The 14,546-nt window shown below is 37.5% G+C and carries 8 protein-coding genes; 3 read left to right on the top strand and 5 right to left on the bottom strand.

The features are described from left to right. Positions 1–8: 8 nt before the first annotated feature. From B3R91_RS04575 to B3R91_RS04550, 5 genes are all read right to left on the bottom strand, one after another. Positions 9–1,553 carry a hypothetical protein gene (locus B3R91_RS04575; RefSeq protein WP_286796653.1) on the bottom strand — a complete coding sequence of 515 codons (1,545 nt, stop codon included), beginning with the start codon at positions 1,551–1,553 and terminating at the stop codon, positions 9–11. 88 nt (positions 1,554–1,641) lie between these two features. Further along, positions 1,642–2,553, bottom strand: coding sequence for a helix-turn-helix transcriptional regulator (locus tag B3R91_RS04570; RefSeq protein WP_286796652.1), 912 nt, complete (start codon positions 2,551–2,553; stop codon positions 1,642–1,644). A gap of 549 nt (positions 2,554–3,102) precedes the next feature. After that, the gene (locus tag B3R91_RS04560; protein WP_286796651.1) at positions 3,103–5,223 is read right to left on the bottom strand and encodes an AIPR family protein; all 2,121 of its coding nucleotides are present in this window, start codon (positions 5,221–5,223) and stop codon (positions 3,103–3,105) included. Then, positions 5,216–7,903 carry a Z1 domain-containing protein gene (locus B3R91_RS04555; protein ID WP_286796650.1) on the bottom strand — a complete coding sequence of 896 codons (2,688 nt, stop codon included), beginning with the start codon at positions 7,901–7,903 and terminating at the stop codon, positions 5,216–5,218. Before B3R91_RS04555 ends, B3R91_RS04560 begins: the two co-directional genes overlap by 8 nt. A gap of 4 nt (positions 7,904–7,907) precedes the next feature. Then, positions 7,908–9,374 (bottom strand): ATP-binding protein, encoded by a 1,467-nt coding sequence (locus B3R91_RS04550; RefSeq protein ID WP_286796649.1) that lies wholly within the window; start codon positions 9,372–9,374, stop codon positions 7,908–7,910. 438 nt (positions 9,375–9,812) lie between these two features. Between B3R91_RS04550 and B3R91_RS04545 the strand changes: the two genes are divergently transcribed. The 3 genes from B3R91_RS04545 to B3R91_RS04535 are packed head-to-tail and all read left to right on the top strand — an operon-like array spanning position 9,813 to position 14,543. Then, a complete protein-coding gene (locus B3R91_RS04545; protein WP_286796648.1) occupies positions 9,813–11,345 on the top strand; it encodes a type I restriction-modification system subunit M in 1,533 nt (510 codons plus the stop codon). Further along, on the top strand, positions 11,335–12,570 hold the full coding sequence (locus tag B3R91_RS04540; protein ID WP_286796647.1) for a restriction endonuclease subunit S: 1,236 nt from the start codon (positions 11,335–11,337) through the stop codon (positions 12,568–12,570). Before B3R91_RS04545 ends, B3R91_RS04540 begins: the two co-directional genes overlap by 11 nt. Continuing rightward, the gene (locus B3R91_RS04535) at positions 12,570–14,543 is read left to right on the top strand and encodes a hypothetical protein (protein ID WP_286796646.1); all 1,974 of its coding nucleotides are present in this window, start codon (positions 12,570–12,572) and stop codon (positions 14,541–14,543) included. The genes B3R91_RS04540 and B3R91_RS04535 overlap by 1 nt, the downstream gene beginning before the upstream one ends. Positions 14,544–14,546: the final 3 nt, after the last annotated feature.

Here is a 14,546-nt window from a genome sequence, read left to right as displayed (position 1 = left end):
GTGTTACCTTATATAGTTAGCGGTAGATCAGAGAGCATAGCTTTATCTAGCTCAGCCATATTTTTAATAGAAATTTTTGTACCGAGTTCTTCAGCGAAGCGATTCATTTTTGTACAAAATTCATCAGAAGAAATATCAGGTGACTCTAGAGCGTCGAACATGATATTGCTATATGTCTCTAGCTCTTTAAGACGATAAGCAAACAACTCCTTAATTTTTAATTCATATTCTTTTGAAAGCATTCTTGCAGCTTCACATTGCATTTCTATAAGCTGTCTGCGTTCGGTCGATAATTTAGCCTCTTTCAAAACATCGAAGAAGCTTTGATACACTGTGTTGGTAAGTGCATAACCAACCATACCGCCAATTAATGCACCCAAAACTGGAATAGGTATGGCGACTTGACCAATAGCGGCAAACATAGAAGACGACATCATGCCCGTAACTGATAAACCAATCTCTTGAGCAAGCTCGGCTTCATCAAGTTCTCCAATAGCATATTTTTTTATACTTTTACCTGTTGATAAGCAAGCAGTAACTACCATCGCAGGCATATTGCTTTTAGATATCCCACGTATCATTTCTTTTGATGACTGTGCCATATAGGTTTTTATGGCAGTACCTGAAGCGGCAGTAGCGTAACCAGTTGCACCTGCAATGAGAGTGTCCTTACTTGTATCCAATATAGCTTCTGAGAAATCTTTATTGCCTGAATAGACGGCTATGATGTTATTTACAGCAGAGATAGAACCGCCAATTGCAGCTCCAAACTTCAAGCCTTCTAAGCCAGCCGCATGACTTACTTTTCCAATATCCCTTACCGTCACAGCTTTAGGGTTAAGTCTGTATTGAATGGCTTCTTCAGTTGTTAATCCAGAATCTGTTACTTTGCCCTCTAAACTTTCGTAGTTCTTGGATTGTTTTAGTTTTATATCAGCTAGCTCAGTTTTGCCTAATTTTCTAAGGGCATCACTTTGTTCAGCTAGTTTTTTAGCTTCTTCTTTACATATAGCTTTCATTTCCTTGACTTGTTCCGTTGGAACTTCAAGTTTATCGACACTAAGATAACGTGAGAAATCTTTCTTTTTACCTTCTCCACAAGCAATATCTTTTAATAAGTCTTTCGGATTTTTTACAAACTTCATCTGTGAGGTGATTTCGCTATCATCTAATAGTTCTACAATATCTACGACATTATGATTTTTTCCATAACCTGTAATGTCTTCACTTCTAGAAAAACGAGATGACTCCTTATTGATAATAGCTTGAGCGTTACGTTTTGAAACGCTTGCAACTTCAGCTGAAAAACCTGCTTGTTGTTTCACATTTTGATTAACGTAATCAGGATTTAAGTTGCCTTGACTTATTTTTAATAAACTTCTATCGAAAACTTGTCCTGTTTCATGATTAATACCGCGAAGCCCAATTAAAAATTGACTTCCTGCTGTACCATAACGTTGAATCAGTTCGTGTTCTGCACTTGCGATCGCAATATTTCGTAAATCAGAATCCGTACTTTTTTGCTGCTTATATTCTTTGACTACAGTATTCATTATCAACCTCTTAAATATCAGTTATTTCCTCTAATCCAACGGCAATTAATAGTAAAACCATTATCCTGATCTTGCTTATGAAGTCTCTTTATGCAGACAAATAGCTTTTCAAACTTCTTTCCATTTTCTCCTGAACATTAGAAGGGCTAATAATTCTGATATGAGGCAGCCAATATTGCACGATGGGTGTGACTTCACGTGGATGAACGTGACGACAAGTTAGCAACAGATCGCCATTATCTAGTTTGCGAATCAGTTCTTGATTAGGTAGTAGGTCGCGCCGCTCAAAATAGCCTGCCACTTTTGCCCTGACCTGCAACACAATCTCATTGATATGATTGTCAAAAAATAAGCTATCTGTATTTATCAGATCAGCCTTAATTTCTTCATCACAGTCAAAAGTCTTGTCAGTGATACACAGATTAGACATTTGAGTAAAGCAAAAATTACGGGTTTTTCCATCGCGTCTGCCTACCACATACCAAATTCCATTTTTATTAAGCAGATGATACGGTGCAAGATAATAGTGCTTTTTTGGATTCTGAGTATCTTGATTAGTTTGCTGTCTGATCTTTTGATAATCAAAGCTGATTATTCGGCAGTTTTTAATAGCTTGTTTGATAAGATTGAACTCTTGGGTTCGCGCCTGAATATTTTCATACTCAAAGCCTTTGATCACAATACTTTGATTCAGTTTGTCATAAAAAAAATCTCTATCAATCTTAGGCAATAAGTCCTGCACACTTGCAAAATTTGCAAAACGTCTTATCTCGGTTAGGTTTAAATATCCAATCCGACTGGGCGATAGCTGATAAAAAACAGGACCTGAAACACTGAAATCAAGCGTAGCTAATCGTTCTTGAAAGTCACGTTTAAGCGTACGGGTGCAAACTTGATAATCTTCGGCTAGCGAATTGATATTAAGACGTTCACCGTTATTTAAGCGGATAATAATATCTGATAGCCTATAGGCTAAACGCTCGTGTTTCTTGTCACCCATTATCGTACATATCCTATTTTGTTGTCATATATTATTTTTTATTACAATATTGTAATTATCAGCTTTAAAAAATTATTGTCAACGAAAATAAAACAAAGATTTGGTATCGCGTCTTATTGAGTCTGCTTTTTCTTTGTTATGGTAATGAGTATAAATGGCAGTAATGACAGGTTGTGTCTAATAACAGGTTAATTTCATTCAATAATACTTAACCCATAAAAAAGCTCTCAATTAGTGAGAGCAAGTTTGAAGGTAAGGTGTACGTAAAAGGAAATTAACCGCCCCGTAATGGTCGGAGACTCAACTTTCTGAGAGAATACAACAATGAAAACACGGAACTATACTCCTGCGATAAAAGTGTGAGCCGTCTACAGGCTTATTGAAGCCAAAGACGACTACCCATCCACATGGTCAGCCATTCAAGCCGTTGCCCCTAAGATTGGCTGTGTGCCACTTTTTAAGTTTGAAAAATGTTATTACAATAGTTTAATCCTGTCAGGCATTGCTGCTTGACTTAAGTAAGTCTGTCTTTGATATCCTCGGAGCAATTTACCCAGCATCTAAATAAACGCCTTTATCTTCAAGCTTGCTTAAGGTCTTATTGATCAGATCAACTTGCCTATCTGTTGGTGTCTTCAATGATTTTCCAAGTAGAACGTTAGGTACCAGCGACAAAACCTGCTTGTCAGTTTCGTTTAACACGCCCTTTTCTTCCGCATTTTTTATTAGATCTAACCATCTAGCTGGAGGAATTTTACAGAGGTCTATTAAGCTACTTACAGCTTTAGTCACTGTTTTAGTTTGTTGAGCAGAATCTTGGCGTTTTTCTTCAATGACACTTTTAAAAACTAATTGCGTTTTGAACATCATGTCTAGTGAGAAGTAATCTGTTTTATCAATTATCGACTGTACTTTAATTAAGTTTTCTTTAGACTTGGCCATAGATAGTACTGCCTTCCCAGTTTCTTCGCTCAACTGATTTAATAAGGCGTTTAGCTTAATTGAAGTATCTACAAATTGATCATAATAAAAATCATTTACGGCTTGCTCTTGCCAGATTTTTGGATAATTAAAATCAAGGTCTTGTTTATCCATTAAAGCTTTAAGAATATATATCGTGTATGCAGTTAAAGTTGCCTTAGTATTGCCAACGAAATCATCTTGCTTATACACCGCTTTTTTACAGGCATGCCAAATTACAAACTTTGCTACCAGCTCTTTAAAGAAATAGTCATTTATTGTCTCAGAATTATTGTCCCAAACCTTTTCTATTGACTGTGCAAATCCGTTAAATGCGATTTGCGCACCTTTGATAGCATCATGAGGTCTTTTGTCAAAGATAAGATAAATCTTAGCTAAATCTGTTTTTATAATTAACTGTTCTTTAGGATGTTCAGATTTAAACGCTCTTTTTTCAGCATCTGTCAGCTTACTTTGAGCATTTAAATAAGACCCTCTCGCTCTTTCATAATACCAACGCGTAGGCTTGATTCTTTCTTTTGATGTGGGAGCTAGTATCTGTCTTGATAGCCTTTCAAGAGTCCGATGGAAAGGATGATTAGAAAAGAAATCTGAATCTTTGATAGCATTCTGAGAGTTCGCAAAGCGAGAGATATTACTAATAAGCTCATCTGACTTTGCTTCACTCACCACATTAAGTTTCAACTGCACCTGTATCTTACTTAGATCGGCTCTATCTTTCTTTTGGGTCATCAATAAAGAAGCCGTAGTTTGCCCCCCATTCACAATCTGTAAGTTATTTATCTTTGTAATAATCTGTTTGCTTTTATCATATTCTACATCTGATGCTGTAGCAGTTAAACCATTGTTATAGCTAAAGAAATACTCAGGTTCGGTTTTTATCGTTTTCCTGATGCCTTTATTGATTTTGCCACGGAACTGCAAAAAGCTTCTGACATTTGCCTCTAATAATCTTGCGCCGTACTTATCATAAAGAGCAGCAATCGTTTGTCCATTGACAACGCATAAATAGCTTGTTAATTCCTCTGACTCTGTTGCCTGTAACGAAGGTATCGGACCTCCCCATTCTCTTAAGTCAATTTCGATGGCTTCAGACTTTGTTTGGCTACTCTCAAGATCATAAATTCGTTTGATATCCCAGATATCGATTGTTAAGGGTAGATCTATATCGTCATCAATTTCTTTTTTATCGGCCACTAGCTTACTGATTTGAGCGTTTGTGAGGATAATAAGCTTAATAGACTCAATGCGTTTATACTTTTGAAATATTTCTTTAGCAGCTATATAACCGTCTGAACTTTCTTCCAAGCTCTCAATGAACGATGATTTTAATGCGCTGTTAAAGAAATTGATCCCTGCTTTTTTTAATTGCTCAATACGACTATTTGTTAAAGACTTGATACTATCATCATGAACAAAATCATTAATGAGCAAGACCAGTTCTAACTGGTCTAGTTCTGGATCGTTGTAATCACCTTTAAAACCTAGACCATCAATACGGCCATATCGAGTACCTGGTTTATAAAAATGATATAAATCTAAGTCATCAACCACACCTTGTTCTTGAATATAAGGGAGAATCTTTTCAATGAATAAAAGCTCTTTGTAGTTGCCCTGTGACGTAGCACTATGATCGAGCTCATTCATTACATCAGTATAGTAATTTTGAAGATCATTGGGATTATTCATAACCTTCCTCCGGTTCATCTGATTCATCCTCTTCACCGAAGTAGTCTTCTATAAAGACTTTATTCACCACGTAACTTACAGGGTTGTGATTGCTGGATTTTGGAAAACTGATCGCATAGGCTGGTACGTCTTCGTATTTTGGATCTTCACTCTTCTTATCGCCTTCTTTTTTAGAGCCTACATAAAGGTTGAAGGATTTGAGTACAAGTAATGGTCGACTTCTATTTCTTCTATAAAATCGCGCAGTCTGTTTAACATTTGACTCATCTTTTTGTTTTTTTGCATGTGCATACTGCTCATCTGTTAAGCCAAATGCTTCCTCCCAAGGTCTCAAAATACGGCCACCACCGTCAGCTGTTTTGACATGGTCGAATCTATAACTGGATTTTGCAAAAGTACGAACCTGGGGTTGTGCATTTTCACCTAAATAGCTTTTATGAATAGCAATATCCCACGTTGGCAGCTCATCTCTACGCTCTTCAATGTAAGATATCAGAGCCTGCTTTCTACCACTATCGTCGATTGAATGTTCATATTCATTAAACAGGTTAATCACCTCGTCAATGCTGACTCTTTGAATCAGATGAAACCGCTTGTCATTTTGTGCTTTGACATGATTATAAACTGGTTTAAAACCATATGCATGAGCAGACTTAAGCGCGAAATCAGCAAAGACTTGACGCTGTCTATGTAAGTTATCTAATGATATACCGCGCAGTGAAAAAGCCTCTTCTGAAAAGCTTTCTGATAGGGTAACCGTTTCGGTATGATGCATTTTGTTGCGAGCAGTGATTAATAGTCCGGTATTACTGGTTCTCACTTTTAGACCGAACTCAGCAGGCGTTAGGCCATTTTGCTCCATAATAGAAAATTCTGAGCGTAACTCTTCAATAGACTGAGCGATAAAGGCATACCATTCAAAGGAAGCATCAGGTATATACAATTTACAAAGATCACTATATTGATCTCGATAACCAAACCAACGTCCCATTTGTAATAATGTGTCTGCCATAGCCGTATTGCGTATTAAGTAGCTGACAGTTAATCCTTCTAGCGTAAATCCACGAGATAAACTATAGCCTCCTATAGCGATGACGTTTAGACCATTCTCATAATTGTCGTAATCTAACTTGTCTTTACTAGCACTATTGATCATTCTTACTTTTACTGAATCAATAACTTTCTGTAGCTTAGTAAAAAACTCATCAATATTACATTCATCCGAGTGAGGTAAAAACTTATGATACAGGCCTTCTAAGTGCGAGTTTCTCATCCGCTCTTGATGTGGTTTGGCGCCATGGAACTTTACTGCCAAGGCAATCTCTTCCATCTCTTGGCTTATCAGATATCGCGCCTCAGCTTGTTCTTGGGTTTTATGAGAAATATTTATCAGCATGGAAGTGTGTTTATTGCTCACTGGTCGTAAGCCTTTGATCACGATACTGACTAAGTACTCGTAAAGTGCCAACGTTAAACTCTTAGGAAGCTCAGTTAAAATAAAGTCTGTAGGCTTTTTTAATGGAATGCTGTCCTCATTATCTTGAATAAATTCAACGTAAGGAGAGTCGTAATTTGGCTCGTCATCATCGCCTAAAAAGAATTGAGTTGCTCCTAGATAGTTCGATGGTGGTACTAGCGTAAATATAAAGTCCTTAGGAAATAGGTCACCTGCTACCGCATCACTATAGCTAACAGGGTCTATAAAAATGTTTGCGAAAGGGGTTGCGGTATAGCCAACATATGAACCTTGAAGAAATAAATCCAAAGTCTCCCGTATTTGGCCGTTAATTCTGGTCGTTTCGTTAGGCTTTTTACTGGTATTAATTGAAGCGTTATCAGCCTCGTCGTCAATAATTAATACAGGCTCATTAATAAAGCGCCTACCATCGTCATTATTCCTCAGCCACTTAATGACATTATCTAAAGTATGGTAGTTTTTCTTGATAACCATAATGACTGGGTTTTTAGCACTGCCCAGTCGAACTGCTGTGGTCTTACGTATCTTGCCATTAAAGTCTTCCGTCAAGCTGGTAAAGCAGTGCGGCTGCTTTGCGTCAATAATTTCCTGACGTGCAGGATCGTTGGTTAAACCCACCCCTGTGTATTTTTGTTCATCGCTGTGATAACCGATAAACCCCTTATTCACACGTTTCTGGGTTTGAGATCTTAGGTTGTTATGAATACCTGTAATTAAGATGATTAACTTATAACCGTAGTCAGCAGCTAAATTAATTAGGGATAAATAATTGGCTGTTTTACCAGACTGAACATTACCAACGACTAGACCTTGTCGTCTAAACGGTTTATCTATGTAAGGGTTGCCCAAGCGCTCTAGAATATCTTCATTAGTGCGCTTGATAACATCGATAACTCTAGCTGGCAACTGTTCTTCATTCTGCAAATAGGTGTGATAGCGATCACTATAATATCTATCACTATTTACTGTGTGTATCCAAGGCACTATTTCTTGATCATCTAAAACGTGCGCTTCTTCTTGTTTAGTATCAAAAAAAACAGTTAACTTGTTAATCAGTATCTCAAAAGCCTCTTTCTCTTCTTGAGCCTTGAAGCCGAATATGGATAGCGCAAACGTTATTGCCTTTTCTTTAGATAGCTCGTCGTTAGACGACATGGCGTTGACACAAGTATCATAGATTTTGTTTAAGGTATTTACATCCATTACACTATCCTTCAATTTGGTTCAAAAAGTTCATCCATTCACCCTTGTAATCACTGTATGGCTCGTTCACCTTAAAAAATGCAGCGACCATATCAATATTAGCTCGCAGGTCTAGATCAGCAAAATCTTTAAGATAGCCAAGTGCTAACTCTTCAAGCTCTTTATCAGTGTGCTTGGTTTTAAAGTCTTTAGGAGAAGAGGCGTATTCTACATGCAGTTGATCAATCGGAAAGCTTTCCTCAATCAAACCTAATATTTGTCTAAGCTGACTGCTTTGTTTGTCATCTAGCCCTTCCATAAATTGCGTAATCAGAGGATAGTCTTTATTAATTTGGTAAGAACGTAAGTTTTTATTCGTATACATTTGCCAGATAGGAGTGGTCTCACCTTTATGTCTATAGCCTTTAGAGTTATAGACACGCTTAGACCCCTTAATATAAGTATCAATATATTGCTTAAGTTGATCGCGTATTTGCTCTGGTGGTTTAGCATGTGATTTTTTAATATCAATATGCCATTCACTATCAAAATTATTAGGTAAGTCGATTTCGACTCTGGTTAAAGCGGTTAAGTCTGATTTTGGTGCCAATCGAAACCAGTCGCCTGCGATGAGGAGCCTATTTGCTCGGTAGACGTAAAATCCCTGACGGTCCCTATAGCTGCCTAAAGAATACTTTTCAAACTCTTCCTGGGTGCATTTTGTATGGTGGGGTAGAGTATAGCCTTGTACTTTGATATATGCGTCTTTGTATTTGATGGTTTCAAGATTATGCATTTGCGTGGCGGGTTTATGACGAAAAAAGGGATCTACAAAACCTATTTGCCTGCCATTTATAATAATATCTAGATTCGATACCGCACTTGGTGATTTGTCTAAAAATCGATGAAAGATTAACCCAAGATATTTTTCAGCATTATCGAATTTTTGTAATATATGATTATCGTTAGTACGATTTTCATCACCTTGCAGGCGGTCACAGTTCTCCCAAACTACTAGAGTACCTGTATCTTCCAACTGATCAAACTGATAAACATCAGCCATCTTTTCGTCGCTAAGCTGTATTAGCTCCCAACAATTGGACTTAGTAACTTTATCCAAGTCCCAACACATCGCCCACGTATGATCAAATTGTCTAGTAACTACCGTCAAACGTTTACACTGTGAAAAAGTAGCTGTTTTTAGACCCAAACCAAATCTGCCAAGGTCTTTAGTAGAACGCTCTACTAGAGGACTTTTTGATCCAATTGTCATCGCTTTTATAAGCTCATCTCTGCTCATGCCATCGCCATTATCTAAGATAGCGACTTTAATCACAGGATCGGTCTCAAAGGTTATATTGACCTTGCTTGCGCCTGCGGTGATACTATTATCAATGATATCTGCTAAAGCCGTATCTAACTCATAACCGATATCTCTGAGTGAATGCATCAATGCTGCTGCATTTGGTGGACTATCTATAGTCAAAGACATATTTAACGTTTTCCATTTTGGACACTGAATGACTAATTAAGATAATTAATGACATAATTGGCACGATCTAACAAAGCTAAAATTATTGTTTTGGTAAATTGAGATAAATAGTCCTGTATAGCTATCCTACACAAGTTTGGTAAATAAATCACCAACTATAGCCTTTGTATACTTGTGGTTAAAAAAACCGATAAGAAGATGACAATATGATAGCCAATAATGATGGCGAATTATGAATGATCTGTCTATTCGCCTTAAATGACGGCTTTATACCAATGATAGGGTCAGAAAAAAGCATGATACGAATTATGCGTCGTACTCTAACAGTGTCTACCGTAATCGAGTTTTTAAGCAATGACATCTGCCAACTGCTTTAGACCCTGCTATCATTACCACACTATAAAAACTCTTACCTTCCAAAGTATTTAGGAACTATAAATGCCAACCAGCGCACCTAATAGTATTAACCAAATCAATCAAGACGATATCAACAAAGCCGTATGGAACGCCTGTGACACCTTCCGTGGCGTCATCAGCGCTGATACCTATAAAGACTTTATTTTGACCATGCTGTTTCTCAAGTATCTATCCGACGTCTATCGTGATGAGTACAACAAACTGGTTGAGCAGTTTGGCGACAACCCAGAACTGATCCATGCCATGATGTCCAAGCAGCGTTTTGTCTTACCTGAGGGCGCAAGCTTTTGGGATCTATACGAGCAGCGTCATCAGCCAGGCAACGGTCAACGTATCGATGAAGCGCTTCATGCGATTGAGGAGGCTAACGGTACTAAGCTCAAAAACGTCTTCCAAGACATTAGCTTTAACACTGATAAACTCGGTCAAGAAAAGCAAAAGAACGAATTACTGCGGCATTTATTAGAAGACTTTGGCAAAGATATTCTTAACCTAAGCGTTGAGCGCGTTGGTAGCTTGGACGTGATTGGTAATGCGTACGAGTTCTTAATCAAGCACTTTGCCGCCAGTAGTGGCGCAACGGCTGGTGAGTTTTATACACCGCCCGAAGTATCGAACTTACTGGCGACTATCCTTGAGCCTGTGGAAGGCGATGAGATCTGTGATCCTGCTTGTGGTTCAGGGTCGCTGCTCATCAAATGCGGGGCGATGGTACGCAAAAACTCAAATTCTAAGAAGTACGCGCTATACGGTCAAGAAGCCATTGGCTCGACATGGGCACTGGCCAAGATGAATATGTTCCTACACGGTGAGGACAACCACCGAATCGAATGGGGCGATACCATCCGTAATCCGCTGCTACTCGATAAAGACGGTCACTTACTCCAGTTCGATGTGGTCACTGCCAATCCGCCGTTTTCACTAGATAAATGGGGTTATGAAGATGCCAGCAGCGATCCCTATGGTCGCTTCCATCGCGGTGTACCGCCCAAGACTAAAGGCGACTATGCTTTTATCAGTCATATGATTGAAACGCTTAAAGCAAGTACTGGTCGTATGGGCGTGGTCGTACCGCATGGCGTGCTGTTCCGTGCGTCGTCTGAGGGCAAAATCCGTCAGCAACTCATCGAAGAAAACCTGCTCGATACAGTGATTGGTCTGCCTGAAAAGCTGTTCTTTGGAACGGGGATTCCAGCGGCTATTTTATTATTTAAAAAGAATAAGTCTGACGACAAAGTCTTATTTATCGATGCGAGCAATGAGTTTAAATCGGGTAAAAACCAAAACCAGCTGACTGAAGACAATATTGCTAGGATTATTGAGACGTATAAAGCGCGGGAAAGCGTTGATAAATATGCATATCTAGCGAGCTTTGATGAAATTAAAGAAAATGACTTTAACCTAAATATCCCACGCTATGTCGATACCTTTGAAGAGGAGGCGGAGATTAATTTGGAGGCGGTTCGTGCTGAGCGTTTGGCGCTTAAAGCCGAATTAAACCTGTTAGAGGATGAGATGGCAGGATATTTAAAGGAGTTAGGTTATGACGCCTAGTGGTTGGGAGGTTAAGAAGTTAAATGAGCTATGCGAAATAAATCCTAAAAAACCATCAAAACCTAGTGATGAATTAGTTTCATTTATCTCGATGAGTCAAGTCTCAGAAGATGGTCAGATTATTTCTACAGAAACGAAAACATATGATGAAGTCTCTAAAGGCTTTACATCATTTAAAGACAAAGATGTCTTAGTCGCTAAGATAACACCTTGTTTTGAAAATGGTAAAGGCGCTTTAGCTCATACTCTTGTTAATGGTATAGGATTTGGGAGTACAGAGTTTCATGTATTGCGGGCTAAAGAAAATACAGATCCTAAGTTCATTTATTACCTAACTAGAACTGATGCCTTTAGAGCTAAGGGCACTATGAATATGCAAGGTTCAGCAGGTCATAGACGTGTAACTACCGATTTTATTCAGATTTATAAAATAAATACTCCACCCCTTCCAGAACAACAAAAAATCGCCAAAATCCTAACCACTTGGGATAAAGCGATTAGCATAACCGAGCGTCTAATTGAGAATAGTACGCAGCAGAAAAAAGCCTTGATGCAGCAGTTGCTGACGGGTAAAAAGCGTTTACTTGATGATGAGGGGGAAAGGTTTGAGGGTGAGTGGGATAGGGTAGATTTAGAAGATGTTTGTGATGTCAAAGGCGGAAAGCGTTTACCTAAAGGCAATGCACTTTCTGAAGCCAAAACTTCTAATCCATATATTAGAGTTGCAGATATGTACATGGGAGGAGTTGACCTTTCAGATATTAAGTATGTTCCGGAATCAATTGCACCATTAATTAAAAATTATACTATCAGCAAAGATGACTTGTTTATAACAGTTGCTGGCACACTAGGTATTGTTGGCAAGATTCCTAATGAACTTGATGGAGCTAATCTAACTGAGAATGCTGACAAATTAACAAATATAAAATGCGACAAAACGTTCCTTCTGTACGTAATGATGTCTAGTATCATTCAACGTTATATAGAGGCTGAATCTACACAAAATGCTCAACCAAAATTAGCGTTAGCAAGAATCAGAGGTTTCAAAGTTCCTTTACCAAATCTAGAAGAACAACAAAAAATCGCCACCGTGTTAACCAATGCCGATAAGGAAATTGAATTGCTTGAGCAGCAATTGGCTGATTTGCAGCAAGAGAAAAAGGCGCTGATGCAGGTGTTGTTGACGGGCAAGAAAAGGGTTTTGGTTAAAAGGAAGGTCGCTTGATGGAGATAAATAACCCACTAGTACAGTTAGCTTTATTAGAGTCGTTTAAGGCAGATAAATTTGTTGACGAAATTGATTTGTTTCTACCATTCATTGCAGTGACCCTATCAAATTTAGGTGAACTAGAAATTACACCTTTGATGTTACAAAAAGAGTTAGAACAATCGTTTGGATTCAAACCTCCGATTTCAGCAATCAAGGTCTTTATGACCAGAGCAAAAAAAAGAAAGTTACTTCAACGTGAGAACCATGTTTTTATTCCCAACACTCAAGAAATTAATAAGTGGACAAATGGTTATCACGAAAAAAAAGACGATGCAACTACTTCCCTTGAAATTCTTAGACGAGATTTCACTAGCTTTGCTTCATCTGAATTCAGTAAAAATCTTGTTCCTGAAGAGTGTGACTCTCTTATCATGGAGTTTATTGAGAAAAATATATCAAGTGTAACTGATAATAAGCGTTATGAAAAAAACGAGTTGCATGAAAAAATTAAAAATACAGATTATGTAACAGCTTCCTTTATCAGCCATATTCATAAAACAAACAATGCAACATTGAAACATTTTGAACGCTTTGTTAAAGGTATGCTATTAGCTAATTATCTATGTTTTGCCGATAAAATAGGAAAGAAGAAAGACTATAAGTCTATCACGGTATATATAGATACCCCTATTATTGTAGGATTACTGGGCTTTAACGGTAAACAGACTCAAAGTTCACAACAAGAATTTATCTCACTACTTTCAGATATTGGTATTAATATTCAAGTATTTGATATTACAGTTAAAGAGACGGAACAATTACTTTGTGCATGGAGAGATGATCTTAAAAAGAAGAATTTCAGAAGATTCAATACTAAAACGTTAGAAATGTTGCGACGTTCAGGCTATGACGCAGAAAGACTTGATACTGAAGTTAAACTTCTCACATCCTCAATAGAAAAACTTGGTTTTGCTATACAGTATGGATTTAGAGTTAATCAGCGATTTCAATGTGATGAAGTTGCACTTGAAGAATCAATAGCTTCTAGTTTTAAAGAATCTAAAAATCTTACACACGATACTATCTGTATATCAAGAATACATAATATGCGTGAAGGTAAGTTGGCAAAAGATCTAGACCAAAAGCTACCAATATTTGTCACACCTAATACAAGATTAGTAAACGTGGCGAATAAATTTTTTAAAGATGAAATCCCTGAAAGTTTTATTCCTTTAATAGTTTCTGAACAATGGATGACTGCAATGTTTTGGCTTAAACGTCCAGAATTATTCGGAGATTTACCAATGGAACAGGTCATTTCATCAGCTTATGGTCTTTTATATAAAGATGATAATTTTTGGGCTAGTTTTGTTAAAAAGTTAAAAGGTTTAGAAAAACAGGGGAAAATTACAGAAGATGATTTTGTTCTAGTTCGTTGGGATTCTGACTTACTTACTATGGTGCATGATGTTTCTGTTGATGTTGGTGAAGATTTTTCAGAGGAAGATATTTTTGATATTGTTGAGAGCATAAAGAAGAAGAATATTGCAGAAAAAGATAAAGAGATTGAAGATATAAAGAAAGAGAAAGATAACGAAATCGCTGCTCTGAAAGAACAGAGTGATAGTGAGATATTGAGGGTGCAAGGAGACTCTAATATAAATCAACAAAAGCTAGTTAGGTTAGAGACTAAGCATAAAAAGATAGCTGATATTATAGCTTTAATGTTCGCTGTATTAATTGCTATAGTCGTATTTGTAGCTGTTGTTTGGACTACTTTCATTAACCTACCTTCCAGCATATTACCTCAGGATATAAAAGAGCCTTATACTAAATACTTGCTGACAGGTTATGCAACTGGACTTGCGACTACTATAACAATAGTGTTAGGTATTCTAGGTAACTTCTTTGGTATCAATCTATTTGGTATATTCAAGTGGATAAGAAACAAGCTTTCGAGTTGGTTGTTTACTATTCTACAGGACTAATAA

Origin of the sequence: Psychrobacter sp. UBA6291 (genome assembly GCF_002439405.1) — a bacterium.
Lineage (GTDB): Bacteria > Pseudomonadota > Gammaproteobacteria > Pseudomonadales > Moraxellaceae > Psychrobacter > Psychrobacter faecalis.
Note: the sequence above shows the minus strand (reverse complement) of the source record. Positions and strands in the feature narration are given on the sequence as shown.

What these genes read in the sequence shown, in the direction of transcription:
- B3R91_RS04535 (WP_286796646.1), top strand. Translation starts at nt 12,570, where the DNA reads ATGGAGATAAATAACCCACTAGTACAGTTAGCTTTATTAGAGTCGTTT.
- B3R91_RS04545 (WP_286796648.1), top strand. Translation starts at nt 9,813, where the DNA reads ATGCCAACCAGCGCACCTAATAGTATTAACCAAATCAATCAAGACGAT.
- B3R91_RS04540 (WP_286796647.1), top strand. Translation starts at nt 11,335, where the DNA reads ATGACGCCTAGTGGTTGGGAGGTTAAGAAGTTAAATGAGCTATGCGAA.
- B3R91_RS04560 (WP_286796651.1), bottom strand. Translation starts at nt 5,223, where the DNA reads ATGAATAATCCCAATGATCTTCAAAATTACTATACTGATGTAATGAAT.
- B3R91_RS04555 (WP_286796650.1), bottom strand. Translation starts at nt 7,903, where the DNA reads ATGGATGTAAATACCTTAAACAAAATCTATGATACTTGTGTCAACGCC.
- B3R91_RS04575 (WP_286796653.1), bottom strand. Translation starts at nt 1,553, where the DNA reads ATGAATACTGTAGTCAAAGAATATAAGCAGCAAAAAAGTACGGATTCT.
- B3R91_RS04550 (WP_286796649.1), bottom strand. Translation starts at nt 9,374, where the DNA reads ATGTCTTTGACTATAGATAGTCCACCAAATGCAGCAGCATTGATGCAT.
- B3R91_RS04570 (WP_286796652.1), bottom strand. Translation starts at nt 2,553, where the DNA reads ATGGGTGACAAGAAACACGAGCGTTTAGCCTATAGGCTATCAGATATT.